The sequence below is a fragment of the Pseudomonas sp. 2hn genome, assembly GCF_019646095.1.
Classification (GTDB): Bacteria; Pseudomonadota; Gammaproteobacteria; order Pseudomonadales; family Pseudomonadaceae; genus Aquipseudomonas; species Aquipseudomonas peradeniyensis.
The window spans coordinates 1,305,296-1,326,211 of the sequence record NZ_CP081016.1; the positions used below are offsets into that span (position 1 = coordinate 1,305,296).

Here is a 20,916-nt window from a genome sequence, read left to right on the forward strand (position 1 = left end):
TCCGGCGGGCAGGCGGCCGCGGTCGGAGTCATCAATTTGAAGCGCAACCGCACGGCGTCACCAGTCGTGGCCGGCGGTTACACCGCGCATTACTGAAAAGCCTGCAGAGCGGGCTTTTTGGAATGCCGAGTCAAGCCAATCACGATCCGCCGGCCTCTCGCTGGCGGGCAACACACAGGAGACAGGAACGTGACGAACGAGCAACAGACGTTGCTGGAGATGCCGCTCTGGCTGGTGATCCTCCTGGCATTGCTGGGCGGACTTTCCGGCGAGATGTGGCGCGCCGACAAGGCCGGCGCCCGCGGCTGGGGGCTGCTCAGGCGGCTGGCGCTGCGCTCCGGGGCCTGCATGGTCTGCGGGGTGTCGACGGTCATGCTGCTGTATGCCAGCGGCATGTCGATCTGGAGTGCCAGTGCCTTTGGCTGCCTCACTGCCATGGCTGGCGCCGACGTGGCCATCGGCCTCTATGAGCGCTGGGCCGCGCGCCGGCTGGGGCTGGACGACCAGCCCGCAGTGGCGCGCCAGGACGAAGAATGAACGCGGTAACAAGGAAGAAAGCGGATGTTCAACGAGTTTCGCTGCGGTAAATGCAACCGCTTGCTGGCCCGCATCGGCGGGTCGGCGCTGGTCCAGATCAAGTGCTCGCGTTGCGCGACCTTGAACCACATGAAGGCCACGGGCCTCGACAACGTGCCACCGAGCGATCAGGACGGGCCGCAGGGCCCGGCTCCCCTTCAATCGATCCAGTAGGAGAAACACCATGGCAGGTCGTACCCGCATTCCTTTCAACGGCGTCGGCACTTCGGTGCTGCCCGCTTATCAGACCCTGTCGGCGGGCCAGTACCTGCTGTCGCCCAACCAGCGCTTCAAGCTGCTGCTGCAGGGCGATGGCAACCTGGTGATCCAGGACAACGGCGCCACCGTCTGGGTCGCCAATGAACAACAACCCTTCAGTTCGAGCATACCCCTGCGCAACAAGAAAGCCCCGCTGGCCTTCTACGTGCAGTACGGCGCGTTCCTCGACGACTACTCGCGGCGCCGCGTGTGGCTGACCAACAACAGCACCTTCACCAGCAACGACCAGTGGAACCGCACGCACCTGGTGCTGCAGGACGACGGCAACATCGTGCTGGTCGACTCCCTGGCGCTGTGGAACGGCACGCCGGCCATCGCGCTGGTGCCTGGCGCTGTGGACTCGCTGCTGCTGGCACCCGGCACCGAGCTGGTACAGGGCGTGCTGTACGGCGCGGGCGCCAGCAAGCTGGTGTTCCAGGGCGACGGCAATCTCGTGGCCTATGGCCCGAACGGCGCGGCCACCTGGAACGCCGGTACCCACGGCAAGGGCGCCGTGCGCGCAGTGTTCCAGGGTGACGGCAACCTGGTGGTCTACGGTGCCGGCAACGCGGTGCTGTGGCATTCGCACACCGGCGGCCATGCCAGCGCGGTGCTGCGTCTGCAGGCCAACGGCAGCATCGCCATCCTCGACGAGAAACCGGTGTGGGCGCGCTTCGGCTTCCAGCCGACCTATCGCCATATCCGCAAGATCAACCCTGACCAGAAGCCGATCGACATCTGGACCTGGCACTTCTGAGCCAGGCGCCGGGCCTTCGCGGGCCCGGCCTTCGCCGAACCGAGCGTTCAAGGAGCACAAGCATGAGCGAATTGGCCCAGTTGTACGCGGCTGTCACCTCCACCCTGCGGGCGGCGTTGCCGGCCTTCGCCACGGTCGCCACGGAGGGCGACGACATTCCCGAGCCGGCTCTGCCGGCCCTGGTGCATGGCGTGTTGCGCATGCGTGGCGACGAGGCGCTGCGTGACGGTCGCTCATTACTGATGGCGACCTTCGAGGCCCGCGTCACCGCCCAGGGCACCCCCGCGCAGGCACGGACGCAGGCCGGCGTGCTGGCGGCGCAGCTGATCGATGTGCTGCGCCAGCAGTCCTGGGGGCTTGATTACGTCGAGGGCGCACGGGACATCCTTGCCGAAGCGGAGGGCACCACCTGGCGGGTGCAATGGGAGCAACCGGTCCTGCTGGGGACTGTCCACTGGCCCTGGCCCGACCAGCCGGCGGGCAGCCTGATGCTGGGCTTCGCCCCGGACACCGGGCCCGGCAACCAGGACAAGTACCTGTCACCGGAGGACCTGGCATGAGCTACGCCAGCGCCATGCACGATCGCATGCTGGCCAGCCTGGTGATCCCTTGCCGGGTGGTGGCGGTGGACCTGGCCGCGGCCCGGGTGCGGGTGTCCGACGGCGGCGGCTGGACCAGCGCCTGGGTGCGCTGGCACGCCCAGGCGGCCGGCAAGGCCCGCCACTGGCGGGTGCCGAGCCTGGACGAGCAGGGCGTGTTGATCAGCCCCAGCGGCGAACCGGCCTTGGGCACCTTCGTCCCGGGGTTGTACGGCAATGCCGGGGCGGCGCCGGACAACCGCGACCATGTCGAGGTCTGGCGCTTCGACGATGGCGGCTCGCTGGCCTACGACTGGCAGGCCAGACGCTATGACATCCAGCTGCCCAGCGGCCAGGCCACGGTCAAGGTCGGCGCCAGCACCCTGGTGGTCAGCGACAACGCCATCACCCTCGACGCCGCGTCGATCACCCTGACCGGCAAGGTTGCCATCAACGGCCCGCTGATGGTCAGCGGTGATATCAACGGCGGTGGCCGGATCATCGATACGGCCGGCAACACCGCCAACCACAAGCACTGAACTACGGCCTTGAGCCCAGCAAGATCGCCATTGAGCGACATGAACGCGGCGTGTGCCGCGACCCATCATTTCGACTCAAAAGGTAAAGCAACATGGAAGCAGTAAAAGTAGGCAAGCATTTCTTCAACGCCCATCCAACCGCCGTCAGCCAGGTCTTCAGCGCCGCGGACAACAAGGATGGCGTGTACCTGCGCACCGCCACCCTGTGCACCGGCGGCGGCATCCTCAACCTGTACACCGGCCCGAAGGCGCCGGCCTACCTCGGTGACATGAGCGTCCACGCCATCATGGGCGGGATCAACGGCGGCATCGATTCGCAGTACACCCTGCCTTATCAGCTGTTCATCCCGGCGGGCTATGGCCTGTGGACCGTCGCCAACAACGCCACGGCGGCCGTCGCCCTGACCTACGACTTCGTGTCCTGAGGCCGGTTGCCCGGCAGTGCCGGGCAACTCATTCCTGCCTGCGAGGTGATAACCATGCGCTATCCGAACAGGCTACCTGGAGCCTCAATTCCAGGAGGTGCCCCATGATCGGCATGGACCGCCGCATCGGCCAGTCCCTGTCGGGCGTGGCCCACCTGCGTCAATCCATCGAGGACATCCTCACCACGCCGCTGGGCAGCCGGCGCATGCGCCCGGAGTACGGCAGCCAGCTGCGCCGCTACGTCGACCTGCCGGTCAACGAAGGCTGGAAGAGTGCGGTGCAGGCCGAGGTGGCCCGAGCCCTGGGGCGTTGGGAGCCGCGTCTGAAGCTGGAGCGGGTCAAGGTCGTCGCCGTGCTCGACGGCCAGGTCAGCCTGGCCTTGAGCGGTCGTTACCTGGGGGATGACGCCCTGGTGGAGGTGATCGTATGAGCCAGGTCGACCTGTCGAAACTGCCTGCCCCGCAATTGCTTGAGGACCTCGATTTCGAGGCGCTGTACCAGGAGGACCTGGCCAGCTTCCGCGCCCAGCTGGGCGACGGCTGGACCGCCAACCTGGAAAGCGACCCGGTGACCAAGCTGCTCGAGGTCGGTGCCTACCGCAAGCTGCTCAACCGGGCACGGATCAATGACGCGGCCAAGGCGCTGCTACTGGCCTATGCCCAGGGCAGCGATCTGGATCAGTTGGCAGCCAACGTCAGCCTGCAACGCCTGGTGATCCAGGCCGCGGACCCAAGCACGATTCCACCGACCGAGGCGGTGCTCGAATCCGACGACGCCCTGCGCGAACGGGTGCAACTGGTCTACGAAGGCCTGACCACCGCCGGCCCGCGCAACAGCTACATCCTCCATGCCCGCAACGCTTCGGGGCGGGTCGCCGACGCGACCGCCGAGAGTCCGTCGCCGGCGGTGGTGGATATCACTGTGCTGAGCCTGGACAGCGACGGCGTGGCCAGCCCCGAGCTGCTGGCGCAGGTAAACGCCTACCTCAACGACGACGATATCCGCCCGGTCGCCGACCGGGTCAATGTGCGCAGCGCCGAGGTGTTGCCGTACCGCGTCGAGGCAGTGCTGCACATGGCCGACAACGGCCCGGAGTTCGAGGCGATCCTCAGCGAGTGCCGGCGTCGCCTCCAGGCCTGGGTCAATCCGCGTCGACGCCTTGGCGTCGAGGTCGCCCGCTCCGGGATCGACGCGCAGTTGCACATCGATGGCGTGAGCCGTGTCGAGCTGGTCGGCTGGAGCGACATTCGCCCGAGCAAGGCCCAGGCCGCCTGGTGCACCGGCATCGAACTGCGGCAGGGAGGTTGATATGCAGAGCCTTCTGCCGCTCAACCGCACGCCGCTGGAGCGGGCCATCGAGGTGGCGGCCGACGAGGACCTCAAGGTCACGTTGCGCACCCTCTACAACCCCGACACATGCCCGGCGCACCTGCTCTACCAGCTGGCCTGGGCCTGGTCGGTGGACCGCTGGGACGACAGCTGGAGCGAGGCGATCAAGCGTTCGGTGATCCGCTCGGCGTTCTTCGTCCACGCCCACAAGGGCACCCTCGGCGCCCTCCGGCGGGTGGTCGAGCCGTTCGGCTACCTGATCGAAGTGCAGGAATGGTGGCAGACCCAGCCTGCCGGCGTGCCGGGGACCTTTGCCTTGAAGGTCGGGGTGGCGGACAGCGGCATCGACGAACAGACCTACCAGGAGCTTACCCGCCTGATCGAGGACGCCAAGCCGGTCAGCCGGCATCTGGTCGGCCTCGACATCAGCCTGGAAAGCCTCATCCCCGCGTATCAGGCTGTTGCTCTCTATGAAGGTGAGCTGCTGGAGGTGCATCCCTGGCAGGCATCGGACATCGATGTGCATGTGGGCGCCTACAACCTGGTGAGCGACCAAACTCTGGACATACTGGACATCTACCTCAATGGCTAACTCAACCACGCAATTCGGTGGGTTCCTGACCAACGTGGGCATTGCCCAGCAGGCCAATACCGCCGTGCTGGGGCTGCCCTGGAACATCACCCACATGTTGATCGGTGATGCCGGTGGCGAGCCTTCGCAAACGCCGGACCCTACACCTAAACCTACCCAGACCGCGCTGGTGCGCCAGGTCTACCGGGCGCAACTGAACGCCCTCTATCAATCGCCTGCCGATCCCGGCGTGCTGGTCGCCGAGCTGGTCCTGCCGCCGGAAACCGGCGGCTGGTGGATCCGTGAGCTGGCACTGGAAGACGCTAACGGCAACTTCATCGCCGTGGCCAAGCCGGCGCCGAGCTACAAGCCACTGTTGGCGCAAGGTTCCGGGCGTACCCAGACCATTCGCATGCATGTGGTGTTCGGCAACGTCGCCAACGTCACGCTGAAGGTCGACCCAAGTATTGTTCTGGCCACTCGCGATTACGTCGACAAGGCCCGCGAAGCCGCCGAGTTGTATGCGCACAACCAGCTCAAGACGCACCTGGAGGCAGCCGACCCGCACCCGCAGTATCTGCGCCGAGCCGACGCGGCCAAGGACGTCGGACCGCTGGCCTGGCTTGGTGTTGCCACCGGAACCGCCGATGCCTTGACCCTGAAACTAAAGAGCGGTGAGTCGGCCCTGGCAGCTTATGCCCCTGGCCAGCGCTTCCAGTTCCAGGCCAGCGCCACCAACACCGGCGCCGTGACGGTGCGTATCAATGGTTTGGCTGCCGTGGCAGTGAAGAAGTCCGGCAATGCCGGCCTGGTCGACCTGGTAGGCGGGGACATTCGTAGTGGCGTCCTGTACGACCTGAACTACGACGGGACCTGCTTCCAGCTCGGCGGTGGTGTCGGTGCCAGCAAGGCGTTCGAGCGTTTCTCGTTCGAGGCGTCGGTCGGCCAGACCGTCTTCAACCTGGCGCACACCGTCGGCAGCACCATAGTGCTGCGCAATGGCCGTGAGATCACCGACTACCTGTCCGACGGCCAGAAGATCACTTTCAAGGCGCCGTGCAGCCTGGGCGAGGCCGTGGAGATCCTGGCCTTCAGTTCCTTCCAGGCCGCGAACAGCTACACCAAGGCCGAGACCCAGGCGCTGTTGAATACTGCGTCGGCGTTACCGGTGGGCACCATGCTGCCCTTCCCTAGGGGAACGGTGCCGGCGGGCTTCCTCGAAGTCGATGGCAGTACCCAGAGCGCGGCGGTGTATCCGGACCTTGCGGCTTACCTGGGCGGGGCTTTCAATAAAGGCAACGAGCCGGAAGGGTTCTTCCGTTTACCGGATACGCGCGGTGAGTTCCTGCGTGGCTGGGATCATGGACGGGGGGTCGATCCGGGCAGGGGAGTTGGTAGCTGGGCCGATGATTCTCTGCTCGATCACCAGCATGCGGTGATCTCGGCTGACGCCGGCACTGGAAAGATGCCATTTGAGGCAAACGTCGCTGGGAGTGCAACAGGGAACCTGGGCGCAACCGCAAGGACAACGGGTAGTTCCGTACTTCTTGCGACACTCGTATCAAGTGTGTTCGCCCCAGCAGCGGCCAAGGGTGGTACTGAAACCCGTCCACGTAGCCTTGCTGTGATGTGGTGCCTCAAGGCTTGGAATGCGCCGGTTAACCAGGGAAATATCAATGTTGCAGCTTTAGCGCCACTGGCTGGTCAGGCAACAGAAATCAACTTGGGAACCATCAAGCTTGCCACCCAGGCAGAAGTCAATGCCGGTGTCGTAGACAGTGTCGCTGTTACGCCAAAAAAGCTGCGCTGGGGCTTTTCCATGTCATTTGGCACGAACGGATACATCATTTTCCCTTCCTGGCTGGGGGGACTGATCATTCAGTACGGCTCAAGCGCAAACACTACGGAATCTGTCGATATCAGTTTTCCGGTTGCCTTCCCCAATCGCTGCGTCTGGGTTGCAGCCACTGACTACACACCCGCCAATGGTACTACCCGTACCTACTGGCAATTCCGGGATTTGAAAAGCACAGGCCTCAATGCCCTCAACCAGGGATCTTTCACCAAAGGTTCGACCGGTTGGGGCAACCCTACGATGTCGGCCTGCCCCTATTTTGCAATCGGCTACTGACAGGGAGCATGCATGAAGCGATTTTATAGTCAGTCGACGGGGTCTACCTACCTCAGCGGTGTCCATTTGCAGATGCCCGACGATGCAGTACCCATTACCGAAGCTATATATGAGGCCGTCATTGCCAATCCTGATCTGGACAAGGTCCGTGGCCATGATGACTGCGGCCTGCCGATCCTGATCGAAAGGACTGCACCAAACAGAGAGGAACTAGTCCGCATCGAGCGCGGCTGGCGCGATTCGCAATTGGTCAGTAGCCAATGGTTCGTCGCCCGATACAACGAGGAGCAAAGCCTGGGGTTGGTCACGACTCAAACGGAGGAGCAGTTCGAGGCGTTGCTTCGCTATCGCCAGTCTTTGCGCGACTGGCCTGTTTCAGACGTGTTCCCGGATTCTGCGCATCGCCCCCAGGCGCCAGCATTCCTCGACTCGACAGGAGGTCAGTATGAGCCGCAGTGACGTTTTGGCGTCTATCGAAAGCGGCATGCTTTCGGTCCAGGGCATCAACAACTCTGTCATCCGCGGCAACAAGGTCCTGGCCGCCCATGAAGCAGGTTTCGTACTTGCAGATGCCTCGGCAGGCCAGACCATGATCACCCTGCCCAAGGCCAACTGCATCATGGATGTGCGGGTACAGCGTATCGACAATAGCGCCAATGCCCTGTTGGTCTACGCCGCCAGCGGTGAGAAAATCAAGTTCCATATGCACCTGCGTCCAGAAGGTTACCCTTTCTGCATGGTGCTGGGTGGCGGTGATTTCTGGCATCTGCGCAGTGATGGCGCTGGTAGCTGGCTGCTGCTTGACCGGTTCGATAACACGCCGCTGGGACGTATCGCCTTTGAAACCACCACAGCCTCCAACCCAGGAGGCTGGGGGCGGCCTGACGCTCGGTTGCTGGGGCGTGGCGACTGGCCCTGGTTATGGGACCACGCTCAGCAATCGGGAATGCTTGTGGATGAAGCGCAGCGTGCTGGCATGGAGGGTGCCTGGACTCGCGGTGACGGCACTTCAACGTTCCGCATTCCGGATTTTCGCGGCGAATTTCTTCGCATGCTCGATGAGGGACGGGGGGTTGATCCTGGCCGTACTGCCGCGAGTTGGCGCATGGGGACAAAAATCACCGGTGACAATGCCAGTGCTCCTGCCGTTCAGGGTATCGGCAATCTGGCTGAGGTTGGGGTCGACAAAGGTGATGGTTTCACCAGCGCAATCTATTACGTCGGCGCTACTCAGACGGAAACGAATGCAATCTACTGGGGAACGGTAAGACCCCGCAGCACTGCCTACCCTGGACGTTTGAAGTTGATCTGAGGCGGGTTGTATAGGTATTCGGCAAGGCGGACTGTCCTCGCTTTTTTCACTTCGTTCTACTCCGGCCCTGAACGCTATCAGGACCGGCTCCCATCCTGGCCCCGCACTTGCGGGGCTTTCTTTTTTCCTGGAGTAAACTACATGAGTGGATTCTTCCACGGCGTCACCGTAACTAACGTCGACACCGGCGCCCGCAGCATCGCGCTACCATCGTCCTCGATCATCGGCCTGGTCGACACTTTCACCGAAGGCCCGGGCGTCACCGCCAAGGCCAATGACCTGGTACTGATCACCAGCGAGCGCGAAGCGGTCGCGGCGTTCGGCCAGGATGCGGCGATCACCAAGGCCTGCCGCGCTATCTACAGCCGCGCCAAGGCGGTCATCGTCGCCTGCGGCGTGGCCAAGCTCGAAGACACCGCCGAGCAGACCTCGGCGATCATCGGCAACGTGCTGGCCGACGGCAAACGTACCGGTTTGCAGGCGCTGCTCGACGGCAAGAGCCGTTTCAACGCCCAGCCGCGCCTGCTGGTCACCCCCAAGCACAGCGCCACCCAGGCCGTCGGCACCGCCTTGGTAGCCCTGGCCGACAAGCTGCGCGCCATCGCCATCATCGACGGCCCCAACACCACCGATGAAGCGGCCATCGCCTACGCCAAGAACTTCGGCGCCAAGCGCGCCTTCCTGGTCGATCCGGGCGTGCGCTACTGGGACAACGCCGAAGAGGCCACCGTCGACGCGCCGGGTTCGGCCTGGGTCGCCGGCCTGTTCGCCTTCACCGACCGCGAGTACGGCTTCTGGGCTTCGCCTTCGAACAAGGAGTTCGTCGGCATCACCGGCACCACCCGCGCCGTGGAGTTCCTCGATGGCGACGACACCTGCCGCGCCAACCTGCTGAACAACGCCAACATCGCCACCATCATCCGCGACGACGGCTTCCGCCTGTGGGGCAACCGTACCCTGTCGAGCGATCCGAAATGGGCCTTCGTCACCCGTGTGCGGACCATGGACATCGTCATGGACGCGATCCTCTACGGCCACAAGTGGGCCGTCGACCGCTCCATCACCGCCACCTACGTCAAGGACGTCACCGAGGGCCTGCAGGCCTTCATGCGCGATCTGAAGAACCAGGGCGCGATCATCAACTTCGAGGTCTTCGCCGATCCGGAGCTGAACACTGCCAGCCAGCTGGAGCAGGGCAAGGTGTACTGGAACATCCGCTTCACCGATGTGCCGCCTGCCGAAAACCCCAATTTCCGCGTCGAAGTCACCAACCAGTGGCTGACCGAAGTCCTCGATTCCGCCGCTTAAGGAGCGCATCCACATGGCAATGATTCCCGAAACACTGGCCAACCTGAACCTGTTCGTCGATGGCGTCAGCTTCCAGGGCGACGTGCCCAGCCTGACCCTGCCCAAGCTCACCCTGAAGATGGAAGAGCACCGCCCCGGCGGCATGGACATGCCGGTCGAGATGGACCAGGGCATGGAGAAGCAGGAAGCCGCCTTCACCACCACCGGTGTGCGCCGCGAGTCGCTGAAGTTCTTCGGCCTGGCCGACGGCACCGCCTTCAACGGCACCTTCCGCGGCGCCTTCAAGGGCCTGAAGGGCAAGATCAACCCGGTCATCGTCACCCTGCGCGGCTCGCTGAAAGAGATCGACATGGGCGACTGGAAGTCCGGTGACAAGGCCGAGATCAAGCACAGCGTCGCCGTCACCTACTACAAGCTCGAAGTCGATGGCCGCCTGGTCTACGAAATCGACGCCCTGGGCATGAAGCGGGTGATCGACGGCGTCGACCAACTGGCCGCCCAGCGCGCCGCCCTGGGTCTTTAAGGAGAACACTCGATGGCTCAAGCGAAGAAACTGCCGCAATGGCTGACCGTCGACGCCGAGCGCGTGACCGTGCGCCTGTCGCGCCCCAGCGAGGCCAACGGCGTGCAGGTCGACAGCCTGTCGCTGCGCGCACCGACCGTGCGTGACATCCGTAACGCCCAGGCCGGTGGCGCGGGCGATGACGAACAGCGCGAACTGAACCTGTTCGCCTCGCTCGCCGAAGTTGGCGTCAAGGACCTCGAGGGCTTGGCCCTGAAGGACTACAGCCGCCTGCAGACGGGCTATTTTCGCCTGGTGCAGGACGACGAGGTTTGACCCTGCCCGGCAGAAGGCCGCCGCCAGGCGGCTGGCCAAGGAGCTGAACTTTTCCGCCAGCGAAATCATGACCATGTCGTACAGCGACATGGTCTGGTGGCTGGCGGAGTGACAAGGAGCAAGCCATGGCGAACACACAGGTGTTCACCCTCGGCGTCACCAGCGACCAGGCATTGGGCAGGACCGTCGACAGCTTGCGTGGCCAGGTCGAGCGCCTGCGCAGGCAAGCGGACGGTACCCGGCTCGGGCGGTTGATCGGCGAGGTCATCCGCCTGGGGCTCGAGCTGGACAAGGTGGGCCAGGCCGAAAGGCAGCTGGATAACGAGCAGGCATGGGCACATGAGGCGCAGATCGATCGATTGCGCCGTGAGGGGAACGAGGTCGAGCGCTTGCGCAGGCTGTACCTGTCCCTTGGGCGAAAGCCGCTGGAACTGCGTGCGATGGTGGTGGCCTCGAGTGCGGCCGCCGTCAAGGAGCCACCAGTCCCTACGTTGGAGCAGCGCAAGGCGGCCTTGCTGGAGGGGACGAGCCCCGCGCCACGGCCGGCCCGGGGTGATCCGCCCGAGGCGCGCAGCGCGGAGCAGGGGCGTGTGCCTCTGGAATCGGCGAATGCGGGTTTGGCGGTGCTCAAGGCTGGAGCGGTCGGTGCCGGTACTGTCGCTGTAGCCGCTGGCACTGCCTGGGGGGCACGTTCGTATTATCAAAGCCGAACGCCTGAAAGACAAAGCGAGATCACCAAGGGCCTGAAGGAGAACGGTGGCAAGGCTGCCGCTAAAGGCCTCACCAAGCTTGCCTTGGTCATGCTCAAGGACAAGGGCGAGGACAAGGCCGAGGCTGCTGGCGCAGCGCTTGGAGGCGTACTCGGCAACCTGGGAGCGGAGCTCCTGGGCGGCCTGACCAAGAACAAGCAGATCCAGAAGTACGGTGGTGAGATCGGCGAAATGATCGGCGAAGGTGTCGGCGGATTTCTCGGCAAGAAAGTCTTCGGCTGGTTCTCCGATACGCCCGCCGCCAACGATGCTTCAGGCAAGGACAAGGCCGCGGCTGACGCTTCAGCTCAACGTTCTGTCGATGCACCCGAGGGGCCCGCCACGCCGTCAGAGCAGACCCGAAGCGCCGCACCCGAGAGCGCTGCTGCAACGCAAGAACGCCCCCCTGAAGGGCCCGCCAATGGCGCTCGGGAGATCGTGAAGGGCGGACTGATCGCGGCAGGCGCACTGGGTAGTACTGCGTTTGCCGCCTGGGGCGCGCGGACCTACCAAGGGCAATCTCCCGAGCGACGCAGCGAGATCACCAGCGGTCTCAGGGAGAACGGTGGCAAGGCCGCCGCCAAGGGCGCCACCAAGCTTGGACTGGCCGTGCTCAAGGACAAGAGCGAGGACCAGGCCGAGGCGGTAGGCGCCGCTTTCGGCAGCGTACTGGGGAGCCTTGGGGCGGAACTGCTCGGAGGTGTGACCAAGAACAAGCGGATCCAGAAGTACGGCGGTGAGATTGGCGAAATGATCGGTGAAGGTCTTGGCGGCTTGGCTGGCAAGACGCTCCATGGATTGTTCTCCGACAAGCCCGCCGCCAACGACGCTCCTGCCGACAAGGCCAAGACTTCCGCGACTGCCGCTCGCATGCCGAAAGCGGGTGACGATGCCAAGGAGCCGGAGGAAGAGGAGGAGGAAGAAGAAGTCGACGAAGCCGAGGACGAGGCGGCCTTCTTCGAGGGGCAGGAGGCTGTTCCGGACAGCCCGTCAGCCGCCGCATCGGCAGCCAGCGCTATCGGGCTCGCTGGTACTGCGGTCACGGGCCAGGTGGGTAGGGCGGTGGCCGGCAATGCCGGCGCCTCGGTGGCAAGGCGAGTGTTCTGGCGCATTCCTGGTGCCAACTTGCTCGACACCGGTATGCAACTTGCCGAGACCTACAACAGCGATGCTACCCCCGAGCAGAAACTCGAGGGTTATGGCACCGCCGTCGGAGGACTGGGAGGCGGCCTGGCCGGTGCTGCGGCAGGTGCCGCCATCGGGTCGGTGGTGCCGGTGATCGGCACCGCGATCGGTGGCCTGATCGGTGGCGTGCTGGGCAGCATGGGAGGTGAAAGTATCGGTGGCTGGCTGGGCAAGGCGCTGGGTTCGGGCAAGGAAGAGCCTGCCGCCAAGCCGGGCCTGGGTGAGGCGGCACGGGCAATGGATAGCCCTGCAGCACAGCCGCCGGCACCTGCACCACCGGTAGCGGCGGCAACGCCAGCGGTCCCCCCCGCGCCGATCAACCAGCAGTTCACCTTCACCGCCAACATGCCGGTCACGTTCAGCAACAGTCTCGATGACCCATCGGTGTTGCAACAGTTGGAGGCCATCGCCCGTCGTCAGCTCGAGGAACTCATGCGTCAGGCCCGTTCCGCGCAGTTGGCCGACACCCCACATATCGCACTTTAAGGAGGATCCATGACCTATCTGGAGCAGCTGCAAGCCACGCTGCACGCCCTGGTCAAGGCGGGAGAGGCAGGGCGTCGGCGTGCCGATGCCATGCTCGATCCGATGAACGACGCGATCGTCCATATACAGGGCGCGGTGGGTGAGCTGGAAGGTTTGCCGGTGGTCGGCCCGATCATCGGGGCCAAGCTGCAGCGCACCATGCGCGCGATCACCAATGCCCAGGCCCGGGTTGCCAAGGTGGTGGCCAAGTACGACCAGGCGGTGGCGGTGGTGCGTCAGGTGCGCGATCGCATCGACGGCTTCGCCGCTCATGCCGCCAAGGCCGGTGCGGCGATTCGCCGTGTGGTGGGGGAGGTGCGCTCGACCGTCAATGGCGTGCTGTCGACGCTGGGCTTCGCGCCCGAGGCGACGCCGGCCGCTGAAGCGGTCAAGCCGTTCCCGCACTTGCTGGTGCTGCAACCGCTCAAGGCGGGGGCGGCGCCGTACTACTTCAACCTCGACACCGCCGCCTTCGACCAGTTGCGCCGGCAGACGCGCTTTCGTTGGGCCGGGCAGGAGCGCCTGAGCCGCGAGAGCGCCCAGCAGGCGGTCAGCCTGGGCGAGGAGAGCATCAACATCCGTGGCGCGATCTTCCCCGGCTTCAAGGGCGGCCTCGGTCAGTTGCAGACGCTGCGCAGCATCGGCCGCCAGCTGCTGCCGCTGTCGTTGACCACCGGCTACGGCGAGGTGCTCGGCACCTGGTGCCTGACCAGCATCGAGGAGGAGCAGAGCGTCCTGCTGGCCGGCGGAATTCCGCGCAAACAAGGGTTTTCATTGGAGTTCGTGAGCTATGGCCAAGACTTGCACAACGTCTGAGGGTGACCTGCTCGATACCCTCTGCCAGCACTATTACGGCCATCTGGCCGGCACGGTCGAGGCCGTGCTGGATGCCAACCAGGGCCTGGCGGACGAAGCGCAGCCGTTTCGTGCCGGGGTGAGGATCCTGTTGCCGGAGCTGCCGATGACGACCAGTACCAGCCTGCAGTTGTGGGATTGACCACTCACCTTTCCTGAACTGCACGTGGGAGCGGGCTTGCCCCGCGATGGCGCCGTCGCGGGGCAAGCCCGTTCCCACGCCGTCCTCGCTACATCAACACAGCGGAGCCCCAACCATGCAACCTCAATTTCGCATCATCGCGGACGGCCATGACATCACCACGCTGCTTAACGACCGCCTGTTGCTGTTACGCACCACTGATAAACCTGGCCTGGAATCCGACGAGTTTGAGCTGCGCCTCGATGCCCGCGACGGCGCCCTGGCCTTGCCAGCCAGGGGCGCAGTGCTCGAGGTGCACCTGGGTTACGCCGGGCAGCCGTTGAGCCGCCTTGGCCGTTACACGGTGGACGAGGTCGAGCTATCCGGCCCGCCGGACACCCTGGTGATCCGCGGCAAGGCCAGCGACCTGCGCGGCAGCGGCAAGACCATCCGCAGCGGCAGCTGGGAGAACGCGACGCTGCAGCGCATCGTCGCCGAGATCGGTGCCCGCAATGGCTGGCAGGCGGTGTGCCCGGTGGCCGTGCAGGTGCCGAGGGTCGACCAGTACAGCGAGTCGGACTTCAACTTCATCACCCGCCTGGCGCGCCTGCACGACTGCACCGCCAAACTCGCCAACGGCCAGTTGCTGGTGCTGCCGCGCCAGGGTGGCCAGAGCGCCAGCGGCAAGCCCCTGGGGGTGATCGGCATTGCCCGCAGCGACGTCAGCCAGTGGCAGTTTCGCCTGGCTGACAAGAGTACCCACAAGGCCGTCAGGGCCCGCCACCAGGACAGCGCCAGCGGGCGCCTGCAGGCGGTGGAACTGGTCAATGGCGATGCTCCGGCCGGCCTGCAGCCGGTCTACACCGACCGCCACCTGTACCCCAACCGTGCGGCGGCGGAACAGGCCGCCCGCGCCCGCCTGGCCAGCTTCAACCGCGACACCGCCAGCGTGCGCCTGGACATGCCCGGGCGTACCGACCTGTTCGCCGAGCGCGCCATCGATGTCCAGGGCTTTCTGGCCGGGTTGGATGGGCACTACCTGATCGAGTCGGTCGAGCAGGTGTTCACCAGCAACGGCTGGCGCACCACCGTGCAGTGCAACGGCGGCCGCCAGGGCAAGGCCAAGGCCAAGGGTTCCGCGCCTCGGCGGGCGGGTTCGCTCAAGGCCTGAGACAGGGCGGTGAGGGTTTCCCGATGCCTGCCGACGGTGGCGCTCCCTATAGTCGCTGTCAGCCGGCCGCATCACCCTGTTTCCGAGCTCCAGATCAGGTGCGGCGGTCGCCACACCTTGAATCCTGTGAAAGCCAAGCGCTTCGAGCCATCGCCCATGAGCGAGCCACAGGCGGCACCGGCCGCCTTTCGATCAGACCGCAATGGAGAATGCACCGATGCCGCTCACTGAACAGCAACTCAAGCAGATCTACCCGCTCGCCGGCCAACGCGTCGCCGCCTTCCTGCCGGCGCTGAACACGGCCATGGCCAACTGGGAGATCGACCACCCCAAGCGTATTGCCGCGTTCCTGGCCCAGGTCGGCCATGAGTCCGGCCAACTGCGTTACGTCAAGGAGCTGGGCAACGACCGCTACCTGGCTCGTTATGACACCGGCAGCCTGGCCCTGCGCCTGGGCAACACCCCCGAAGCCGACGGTGACGGCCAGCGCTATTGCGGCCGTGGCCTGATCCAGGTGACCGGACGCAACAACTACCAGGCCTGCAGCCGTGCGCTGTTCGGCGACGAACGCCTGCTGGCGCAACCGCAGATGCTCGAACAGCCGCGCTGGGCCTGCGAATCGGCGGCCTGGTTCTGGCACTCGCGCGGACTCAACGCCTTGGCCGACCAGGGCGAGTTCAACCGCATCACCCGGCATATCAATGGCGGCCTGAACGGCTTGTCGGAGCGCCTCGAACTTTGGGCGCGGGCGCGGGAGGTGCTGTGCTGAACCGCCTGCAACTGGCGCTGTGCCTTGGGCTGATGGCGTTGTCCGCGGCGCTGGCCTGGCAGCTGCAGGGGTGGCGCCTCGGGCGTCAGCTGGCCGAGCAGGAACAGGCGCTGGTGCAGCAGCGCCTGGAGCAGGCCGAGGCGCTGCACGGCCTGCTGCTCGCCGAACGCGAGCAGCGCCAGGGCCTCGAACAACGCCTGCACGACAGTGAAACGAAGCATTTCCAGGAGCTGACCGATGCCCAACAGACTCAGGCTCGCCTGCGTGACCGCCTTGCTACTGCCGATCTGCGCCTGTCGGTCCTGGTCGAGCGCGACACCGCCTGTGCCCCAGTGCCTGCCGCCGCCGGCGCCGGCGGCGTGGATCATGGTCCCGTACGCGCCCGACTTGACCCGGCGCATGCTCGACGAATTGTCGCCATCACCGACGACGGCGACCGTGGACTGATCGCCTTGCGGGCGTGCCAGGCCTATATCCGCGCGCTGTCGCCCTGAGCGCTTGCCAGCAGGGGCGGGAGTGGTAGGGTAGGGCGCAGTCTTGCCAGGAGCTAGCCATGGACCCGATCACCGTACTCTCCACCCGCCTGGGTGAACACCTGCGGCGCTTCAACGCCCAGGTGACCACCGCCGAGTCCTGCACCGGCGGTGGCATCGCCGAGGCGATCACCCGCATCCCCGGCAGCTCGGCCTGGTTCGAGGCAGGCTACGTCACCTATTCCAATGCCCAGAAAACCCGCCAGTTGGGCGTTCCCGAGGCGTTGTTCGCCCAGGTGGGGGCGGTCAGCCAGGAAGTGGTCGAGGCCATGGTGCGGGGCGCCCAGGCCGCCAGCGGAGCACGCTTCGCGGTGGCGGTCAGTGGCGTGGCCGGGCCAGACGGCGGTTCGCCGGCCAAGCCGGTGGGCACGGTGTGGCTGGCCTGGGCCGACGGAACCCACGTGAGCAGCGAGCGCCGGCACTTCGACGGCGACCGCGAAGCGGTGCGCCGACAGACGGTGATCGCCGCGTTAGACGGCTTGTTACAGCTTGGCGCGGAGTAAATCGCCCGACGGGGGTTTGCGGAAACGAATCGCTGTGGAATAATACTGGCTACTTATACAGTTATTCCGGCCGTCAGGGCCACGTCGAACACGTGAGGATTTCAATGGACGACAACAAGAAGCGCGCCTTGGCTGCGGCCCTGGGTCAAATCGAACGCCAATTCGGCAAGGGCGCGGTCATGCGCATGGGCGACCACGAGCGCCAGGCCATCCCTGCCATTTCCACCGGTTCCCTGGGCCTGGACATCGCCCTGGGCATCGGCGGCCTGCCGAAAGGCCGTATCGTCGAGATCTACGGCCCGGAATCCTCGGGTAAAACCACGCTGACCCTGTCGGTCATCGCCGAAGCCCAGAAGAACGGCGCCACCTGCGCCTTCGTCGACGCCGAGCACGCCCTCGACCCTGAATACGCCGGCAAGCTGGGCGTCAACGTCGACGACCTGCTGGTCTCGCAGCCGGACACCGGCGAGCAGGCCCTGGAAATCACCGACATGCTGGTGCGCTCCAACGCCGTCGACGTGATCATCGTCGACTCCGTGGCCGCCCTGGTACCGAAGGCCGAGATCGAAGGCGAGATGGGCGACATGCACGTCGGCCTGCAGGCCCGCCTGATGTCCCAGGCCCTGCGCAAGATCACCGGTAACATCAAGAACGCCAACTGCCTGGTCATCTTCATCAACCAGATCCGCATGAAGATCGGCGTGATGTTCGGCAGCCCGGAAACCACCACCGGTGGTAACGCCCTGAAGTTCTACGCCTCGGTGCGCCTGGACATCCGCCGTACCGGCGCGGTCAAGGAAGGCGACGAAGTGGTTGGTAGCGAAACCCGCGTCAAGATCGTCAAGAACAAGGTTTCGCCACCGTTCCGTCAGGCCGAGTTCCAGATCCTCTACGGCAAGGGCATCTACCGTAACGGCGAGATCATCGACCTGGGTGTGTCCCAAGGCCTGGTGGAAAAATCCGGTGCCTGGTACAGCTACCAGGGCAACAAGATCGGTCAGGGCAAGGCCAACGCCGCCAAGTACCTGCAAGAGAACCCGGCCATTGGCAGCGAGATCGAGAAGCAGATTCGCGACAAGCTGCTGACCGCTGGTGCCGCCGCCGCTGCAGCAGCTGCCGCCAAGGCCGGTGCAGCCGAAGCCGATGCCGACGACCTGGCTGACGCCGACGCCGGTTATTGATTGGCCCAATGTCCGTCGTACTCGACACCCCCGTCGCCGTTCGGCGGACAGCCATGGACCTGCTCGCACGCCGCGAGCATGGTCGCGTCGAGCTGACGCGCAAGCTGCGTCAGCGTGGCGCACCGGACGAGCTGATCGAGCCTGCGCTCGATCGGCTGGCCGAAGAAGGGCTGCTTAGTGAAGCCCGCTATCTGGAAAGCTTCATCCGCTACCGGTCCAGTGCCGGCTACGGCCCCGCGCGAATTCGCGAGGAGCTCGGCCAGCGCGGCTTGAACCGTGGCGATATCGACCAGGCCCTGCGCGACAGCGAAGTGGACTGGGCGACGCAATTGCGCGATGTCTGGCAGCGCAAGTTCGCCGGGCAACGCCCGCAAGACCCACGCAGCCGGGCGCAACAGACGCGCTTTCTCGCCTACCGTGGTTTCCCCATGGACATGATCGGCCGGCTGCTCAGCGGTCGCGACCTCGACGATTATTGATGCCCTGTACGGCTGACGCCCATGCGTGTCAGCCGTACAGGGCATTTTGCGTTCAGCTGACCCGCAAGGCTTCCCGGGCGCGCTGGGTGGTGTGCATCGGCTGGGGTTTGGCCCAGTTCTCCGGCAGGTTGATGAAGTCCACCAGTTCGCGCAAGCGGCCCTGGTCGCGGCCGTTGAAGGCGAAGGTCAGGCGCGTCAGGTGACTGAAATTGCCTTCCTCGTGCTCGGCGCCGCTGTCTGGCTGCTGGTGGTACCTGCCGCTCAGGCGCAGGTCGGCGAAGCCTTCCTCCACATCATGCAGGGCCGCCTCGCTCAAGGGGTGGTGCATGCGGATCACGAACTGGCTCTTCAGCCAGCGGCTGGAGTGGTAGTTGCTGTAGAACTGGTTGATCTCCTCGACCGCCTCGTCGGCGCTGTGCACCAGGCGTACCAGCTTGAGGTCGCTGGGCAGGATGTAGCGGTTCTCTTCGAGCTGGCGGCTGATGAAGGTCAGGGCGTCCTGCCAGAAACTGCCGCCGGGCGAGTCGAGCAGCACCACCGGCACCAACGGGCTCTTGCCGGTCTGGATCAGCGTCAGTACCTCCAGCGCCTCGTCGAGGGTGCCGAAACCGCCGGGGCAGAGCACCAGCGCGTCGGCTTCTTTGACGAAGAACAGCTTGCGGATGAAGAAGAAATGGAACGGCAGCAGCTTGTCGGTGCCATTGACCGTGGCATTGGCGTGCTGTTCGAACGGCAAGGTGATGTTGAAGCCCAGGCTGTGGTCGGTGCCGGCTCCTTCATGGGCGGCGGCCATGATGCCGCCACCGGCGCCGGTGATGACCATCAAGTCCGAACGCGCCAGCGTTGCGCCCAACTCCCGGGCAAGCGCGTACATGGGGTGTTCCATTGGTGTGCGTGCCGAGCCAAACACGGTGACCTTGCGTCTCCCCTTGTAGCGCTCGAGGGTGCGGAAGGAGTGGTCGAGCTCGCGCAGGGCCTGCAGGGTGATCTTGGCGTTCCAGCGGTTGCGGTCGTCGTGGGCCATGCGCAGCACGGTCAGCAGCATGTCGCGGTACAGCGGCAGGTTGGGACTGTTCGGCGCGACCAGTTGCAGTTGCTCGTCGATCTTGCTCAGGTCGATGCCGTTGTCCCTGAAATGGTTGAACAGCAGCTCGTTCGATTGGTAAGGCATTCAACGTCTCCTTCTGCAGCAAAACCTCTGACCGGGTCGATGGCGTGTCCCGGCCGCGACACTGCGTGTGTCGCTGGCTGCTGTGGCTCGAGTGTGCCCCCCGAGCGTTGCAGTAGGCCTTCAAGGCCATGTTGCAGTGGCAATTCCATCGCGTTGTCGTTGTTATGGGTACTCGTTATCAATCTAGACGCTGGCGCGGCTTCGTGCCGCCACAGGCGCGCACTACCGCCGGTCAGGCGAAAACCAGTGCTGGCGGGACTTTGGTTAACTGGGGGGCAGTAGGGCGATACAGCGAGGTGGCGGTATGCACCGGCTGGTGATCGAGGTGGATGGGCAACTGTTGCAGTTGCTCGAGTACGAGGCCAAGGCTCATCACCTGAGCCTTGAGGGGGAGTGCCTGCGCCGGCTGCAGGGAGCCGAGGCGCATTCGCGTTATCTGCAGGCCCTGCTGGCCGAATTGCGCGCCGATGATGAGCAGCGGCGCGCCAGAAACAGCGATCAGTTGGCCTGAATCACTTCTTCTTGTTGCCGGCCGCACAGCTGGCGGCGTCGAAGGCTTGGTCCATGACCGGCTGGTTGGTCTTGTAGACAGTGAAGCGATAGACCATCACGGCGCCCTTGGACATCAGCTGGCGGTAGCCGTTGTTGCGGCACACGCTGTCACCCAGCTGGCTGCGAACCTGCGCGGGATTGGCCTGCATGCGCTGGGCGTGCTCCTGGCGTACGCTCAGGTGGTTGACCAGTGCCTTGCCTTCGACGGTGTAGCCCTGGTCGAGGATGTCCTCGTTGATGGCCCGCGGGGTGCCGACGCTGCTTTCCTTGGCGACCTTCTGCAGCATCTGGTTCAGCTCGTACTCCTGCTTGGACGCAGCTTGGGCGGCCAGGGGCAGGGCGAGCAGCAGGCTCAGGGTCGGGACGATAAGACGCAGCATGGATCTCTCCTGGTTCGATGACTGGCGCTTTGACCAGCGCCGGCGGGCGGCGTTCCATGAAAGCGCAGGGTTTCCAGGCCGCCAGAACCTGCGATTATAAAGGAGTGGCGCCGCTGGCT

At 64.9% G+C, this 20,916-nt stretch carries 27 protein-coding genes; 25 read left to right on the plus strand and 2 right to left on the minus strand.

The window, feature by feature from the left end; all coding sequences use genetic code 11:
• Positions 1-189 precede the first annotated feature (189 nt).
• The 24 genes from K2O50_RS06050 to recX all read left to right on the plus strand — a co-directional run bounded on the left by K2O50_RS06050 (position 190) and on the right by recX (position 18,694).
• Positions 190-537 (plus strand): phage holin family protein, encoded by a 348-nt coding sequence (locus K2O50_RS06050; RefSeq protein ID WP_050704431.1) that lies wholly within the window; start codon positions 190-192, stop codon positions 535-537.
• A 24-nt stretch (positions 538-561) separates the two neighbouring features.
• Positions 562-750, plus strand: coding sequence for a Com family DNA-binding transcriptional regulator (locus K2O50_RS06055; RefSeq protein WP_050704432.1), 189 nt, complete (start codon positions 562-564; stop codon positions 748-750).
• Between the two features lie 10 nt (positions 751-760).
• The gene (locus K2O50_RS06060; RefSeq protein ID WP_050704433.1) at positions 761-1,591 is read left to right on the plus strand and encodes a putidacin L1 family lectin-like bacteriocin; all 831 of its coding nucleotides are present in this window, start codon (positions 761-763) and stop codon (positions 1,589-1,591) included.
• 62 nt (positions 1,592-1,653) lie between these two features.
• A complete protein-coding gene (locus K2O50_RS06065; protein WP_050704434.1) occupies positions 1,654-2,151 on the plus strand; it encodes a hypothetical protein in 498 nt (165 codons plus the stop codon).
• Positions 2,148-2,708, plus strand: a complete 561-nt coding sequence (locus K2O50_RS06070; RefSeq protein ID WP_220689978.1) for a phage baseplate assembly protein V — start codon at positions 2,148-2,150, stop codon at positions 2,706-2,708. Before K2O50_RS06065 ends, K2O50_RS06070 begins: the two co-directional genes overlap by 4 nt.
• Positions 2,709-2,800: 92 nt before the next feature.
• Positions 2,801-3,133 (plus strand): hypothetical protein, encoded by a 333-nt coding sequence (locus K2O50_RS06075; protein WP_050704437.1) that lies wholly within the window; start codon positions 2,801-2,803, stop codon positions 3,131-3,133.
• 104 nt (positions 3,134-3,237) lie between these two features.
• Positions 3,238-3,564, plus strand: coding sequence for a GPW/gp25 family protein (locus K2O50_RS06080; RefSeq protein WP_050704438.1), 327 nt, complete (start codon positions 3,238-3,240; stop codon positions 3,562-3,564).
• Positions 3,561-4,442 (plus strand): baseplate J/gp47 family protein, encoded by an 882-nt coding sequence (locus K2O50_RS06085; protein ID WP_050704439.1) that lies wholly within the window; start codon positions 3,561-3,563, stop codon positions 4,440-4,442. Before K2O50_RS06080 ends, K2O50_RS06085 begins: the two co-directional genes overlap by 4 nt.
• A 1-nt stretch (position 4,443) precedes the next feature.
• Complete coding sequence (locus tag K2O50_RS06090) at positions 4,444-5,055, plus strand: phage tail protein I (protein WP_050704440.1); 612 nt, start codon at positions 4,444-4,446, stop codon at positions 5,053-5,055.
• Positions 5,048-7,165 carry a phage tail protein gene (locus K2O50_RS26585; RefSeq protein ID WP_050704441.1) on the plus strand — a complete coding sequence of 706 codons (2,118 nt, stop codon included), beginning with the start codon at positions 5,048-5,050 and terminating at the stop codon, positions 7,163-7,165. The genes K2O50_RS06090 and K2O50_RS26585 overlap by 8 nt, the downstream gene beginning before the upstream one ends.
• Before the next feature lie 12 nt (positions 7,166-7,177).
• Positions 7,178-7,624 (plus strand): phage tail assembly chaperone, encoded by a 447-nt coding sequence (locus tag K2O50_RS06105; RefSeq protein WP_050704442.1) that lies wholly within the window; start codon positions 7,178-7,180, stop codon positions 7,622-7,624.
• Positions 7,611-8,477: a hypothetical protein gene (locus tag K2O50_RS06110; RefSeq protein WP_050704443.1), complete on the plus strand. Its 867-nt coding sequence runs from the start codon at positions 7,611-7,613 to the stop codon at positions 8,475-8,477. The genes K2O50_RS06105 and K2O50_RS06110 overlap by 14 nt, the downstream gene beginning before the upstream one ends.
• Before the next feature lie 141 nt (positions 8,478-8,618).
• A complete protein-coding gene (locus K2O50_RS06115; RefSeq protein ID WP_050704444.1) occupies positions 8,619-9,785 on the plus strand; it encodes a phage tail sheath family protein in 1,167 nt (388 codons plus the stop codon).
• Between the two features lie 13 nt (positions 9,786-9,798).
• The gene (locus tag K2O50_RS06120) at positions 9,799-10,308 is read left to right on the plus strand and encodes a phage major tail tube protein (protein ID WP_023628885.1); all 510 of its coding nucleotides are present in this window, start codon (positions 9,799-9,801) and stop codon (positions 10,306-10,308) included.
• A 12-nt stretch (positions 10,309-10,320) separates the two neighbouring features.
• Positions 10,321-10,623 carry a phage tail assembly protein gene (locus K2O50_RS06125; RefSeq protein WP_050704445.1) on the plus strand — a complete coding sequence of 101 codons (303 nt, stop codon included), beginning with the start codon at positions 10,321-10,323 and terminating at the stop codon, positions 10,621-10,623.
• Between the two features lie 125 nt (positions 10,624-10,748).
• Positions 10,749-13,043 carry a hypothetical protein gene (locus tag K2O50_RS06130; RefSeq protein WP_050704446.1) on the plus strand — a complete coding sequence of 765 codons (2,295 nt, stop codon included), beginning with the start codon at positions 10,749-10,751 and terminating at the stop codon, positions 13,041-13,043.
• A gap of 9 nt (positions 13,044-13,052) precedes the next feature.
• Positions 13,053-13,898: a phage tail protein gene (locus K2O50_RS06135; RefSeq protein WP_050704447.1), complete on the plus strand. Its 846-nt coding sequence runs from the start codon at positions 13,053-13,055 to the stop codon at positions 13,896-13,898.
• Positions 13,873-14,079, plus strand: a complete 207-nt coding sequence (locus K2O50_RS06140) for a tail protein X (RefSeq protein WP_050704448.1) — start codon at positions 13,873-13,875, stop codon at positions 14,077-14,079. Before K2O50_RS06135 ends, K2O50_RS06140 begins: the two co-directional genes overlap by 26 nt.
• Positions 14,080-14,194: 115 nt before the next feature.
• Positions 14,195-15,229 carry a phage late control D family protein gene (locus K2O50_RS06145; protein WP_050704449.1) on the plus strand — a complete coding sequence of 345 codons (1,035 nt, stop codon included), beginning with the start codon at positions 14,195-14,197 and terminating at the stop codon, positions 15,227-15,229.
• A 217-nt stretch (positions 15,230-15,446) separates the two neighbouring features.
• Positions 15,447-15,998, plus strand: a complete 552-nt coding sequence (locus K2O50_RS06150; RefSeq protein ID WP_050704450.1) for a glycoside hydrolase family 19 protein — start codon at positions 15,447-15,449, stop codon at positions 15,996-15,998.
• Entirely contained in the window at positions 15,995-16,492 is a 498-nt protein-coding gene (locus K2O50_RS06155) for a lysis system i-spanin subunit Rz (RefSeq protein ID WP_371263129.1), read from the plus strand. Before K2O50_RS06150 ends, K2O50_RS06155 begins: the two co-directional genes overlap by 4 nt.
• 59 nt (positions 16,493-16,551) lie before the next feature.
• The gene (locus K2O50_RS06160) at positions 16,552-17,034 is read left to right on the plus strand and encodes a CinA family protein (RefSeq protein ID WP_050704451.1); all 483 of its coding nucleotides are present in this window, start codon (positions 16,552-16,554) and stop codon (positions 17,032-17,034) included.
• A 104-nt stretch (positions 17,035-17,138) separates the two neighbouring features.
• Positions 17,139-18,215 carry a recombinase RecA gene (gene recA, locus K2O50_RS06165; protein WP_028690616.1) on the plus strand — a complete coding sequence of 359 codons (1,077 nt, stop codon included), beginning with the start codon at positions 17,139-17,141 and terminating at the stop codon, positions 18,213-18,215.
• A gap of 8 nt (positions 18,216-18,223) precedes the next feature.
• Positions 18,224-18,694, plus strand: coding sequence for a recombination regulator RecX (gene recX / locus K2O50_RS06170; RefSeq protein WP_028690615.1), 471 nt, complete (start codon positions 18,224-18,226; stop codon positions 18,692-18,694).
• 52 nt (positions 18,695-18,746) lie between these two features.
• On the opposite strand, the gene K2O50_RS06175 is transcribed toward recX, so the two are convergent.
• Positions 18,747-19,865 carry an LOG family protein gene (locus K2O50_RS06175; RefSeq protein WP_050704452.1) on the minus strand — a complete coding sequence of 373 codons (1,119 nt, stop codon included), beginning with the start codon at positions 19,863-19,865 and terminating at the stop codon, positions 18,747-18,749.
• 304 nt (positions 19,866-20,169) lie between these two features.
• On the opposite strand from K2O50_RS06175, the gene K2O50_RS06180 reads away from it, so the two are divergent.
• Positions 20,170-20,376 (plus strand): hypothetical protein, encoded by a 207-nt coding sequence (locus tag K2O50_RS06180; protein ID WP_050704453.1) that lies wholly within the window; start codon positions 20,170-20,172, stop codon positions 20,374-20,376.
• A 1-nt stretch (position 20,377) separates the two neighbouring features.
• On the opposite strand, the gene K2O50_RS06185 is transcribed toward K2O50_RS06180, so the two are convergent.
• On the minus strand, positions 20,378-20,797 hold the full coding sequence (locus K2O50_RS06185; protein WP_028690612.1) for a quorum-sensing-regulated virulence factor family protein: 420 nt from the start codon (positions 20,795-20,797) through the stop codon (positions 20,378-20,380).
• Positions 20,798-20,916 lie beyond the last annotated feature (119 nt).

Bases quoted from the DNA above. Each gene is read 5' to 3' on its own strand.
- K2O50_RS06055 (WP_050704432.1), top strand. From the start codon at position 562: ATGTTCAACGAGTTTCGCTGCGGTAAATGCAACCGCTTGCTGGCCCGC.
- K2O50_RS06060 (WP_050704433.1), top strand. From the start codon at position 761: ATGGCAGGTCGTACCCGCATTCCTTTCAACGGCGTCGGCACTTCGGTG.
- K2O50_RS06065 (WP_050704434.1), top strand. From the start codon at position 1,654: ATGAGCGAATTGGCCCAGTTGTACGCGGCTGTCACCTCCACCCTGCGG.
- K2O50_RS06070 (WP_220689978.1), top strand. From the start codon at position 2,148: ATGAGCTACGCCAGCGCCATGCACGATCGCATGCTGGCCAGCCTGGTG.
- K2O50_RS06075 (WP_050704437.1), top strand. From the start codon at position 2,801: ATGGAAGCAGTAAAAGTAGGCAAGCATTTCTTCAACGCCCATCCAACC.
- K2O50_RS06080 (WP_050704438.1), top strand. From the start codon at position 3,238: ATGATCGGCATGGACCGCCGCATCGGCCAGTCCCTGTCGGGCGTGGCC.
- K2O50_RS06085 (WP_050704439.1), top strand. From the start codon at position 3,561: ATGAGCCAGGTCGACCTGTCGAAACTGCCTGCCCCGCAATTGCTTGAG.
- K2O50_RS06090 (WP_050704440.1), top strand. From the start codon at position 4,444: ATGCAGAGCCTTCTGCCGCTCAACCGCACGCCGCTGGAGCGGGCCATC.
- K2O50_RS26585 (WP_050704441.1), top strand. From the start codon at position 5,048: ATGGCTAACTCAACCACGCAATTCGGTGGGTTCCTGACCAACGTGGGC.
- K2O50_RS06105 (WP_050704442.1), top strand. From the start codon at position 7,178: ATGAAGCGATTTTATAGTCAGTCGACGGGGTCTACCTACCTCAGCGGT.
- K2O50_RS06110 (WP_050704443.1), top strand. From the start codon at position 7,611: ATGAGCCGCAGTGACGTTTTGGCGTCTATCGAAAGCGGCATGCTTTCG.
- K2O50_RS06115 (WP_050704444.1), top strand. From the start codon at position 8,619: ATGAGTGGATTCTTCCACGGCGTCACCGTAACTAACGTCGACACCGGC.
- K2O50_RS06120 (WP_023628885.1), top strand. From the start codon at position 9,799: ATGGCAATGATTCCCGAAACACTGGCCAACCTGAACCTGTTCGTCGAT.
- K2O50_RS06125 (WP_050704445.1), top strand. From the start codon at position 10,321: ATGGCTCAAGCGAAGAAACTGCCGCAATGGCTGACCGTCGACGCCGAG.
- K2O50_RS06130 (WP_050704446.1), top strand. From the start codon at position 10,749: ATGGCGAACACACAGGTGTTCACCCTCGGCGTCACCAGCGACCAGGCA.
- K2O50_RS06135 (WP_050704447.1), top strand. From the start codon at position 13,053: ATGACCTATCTGGAGCAGCTGCAAGCCACGCTGCACGCCCTGGTCAAG.
- K2O50_RS06140 (WP_050704448.1), top strand. From the start codon at position 13,873: ATGGCCAAGACTTGCACAACGTCTGAGGGTGACCTGCTCGATACCCTC.
- K2O50_RS06145 (WP_050704449.1), top strand. From the start codon at position 14,195: ATGCAACCTCAATTTCGCATCATCGCGGACGGCCATGACATCACCACG.
- K2O50_RS06150 (WP_050704450.1), top strand. From the start codon at position 15,447: ATGCCGCTCACTGAACAGCAACTCAAGCAGATCTACCCGCTCGCCGGC.
- K2O50_RS06160 (WP_050704451.1), top strand. From the start codon at position 16,552: ATGGACCCGATCACCGTACTCTCCACCCGCCTGGGTGAACACCTGCGG.
- recA (WP_028690616.1), top strand. From the start codon at position 17,139: ATGGACGACAACAAGAAGCGCGCCTTGGCTGCGGCCCTGGGTCAAATC.
- recX (WP_028690615.1), top strand. From the start codon at position 18,224: ATGTCCGTCGTACTCGACACCCCCGTCGCCGTTCGGCGGACAGCCATG.
- K2O50_RS06175 (WP_050704452.1), bottom strand. From the start codon at position 19,865: ATGCCTTACCAATCGAACGAGCTGCTGTTCAACCATTTCAGGGACAAC.
- K2O50_RS06180 (WP_050704453.1), top strand. From the start codon at position 20,170: ATGCACCGGCTGGTGATCGAGGTGGATGGGCAACTGTTGCAGTTGCTC.
- K2O50_RS06185 (WP_028690612.1), bottom strand. From the start codon at position 20,797: ATGCTGCGTCTTATCGTCCCGACCCTGAGCCTGCTGCTCGCCCTGCCC.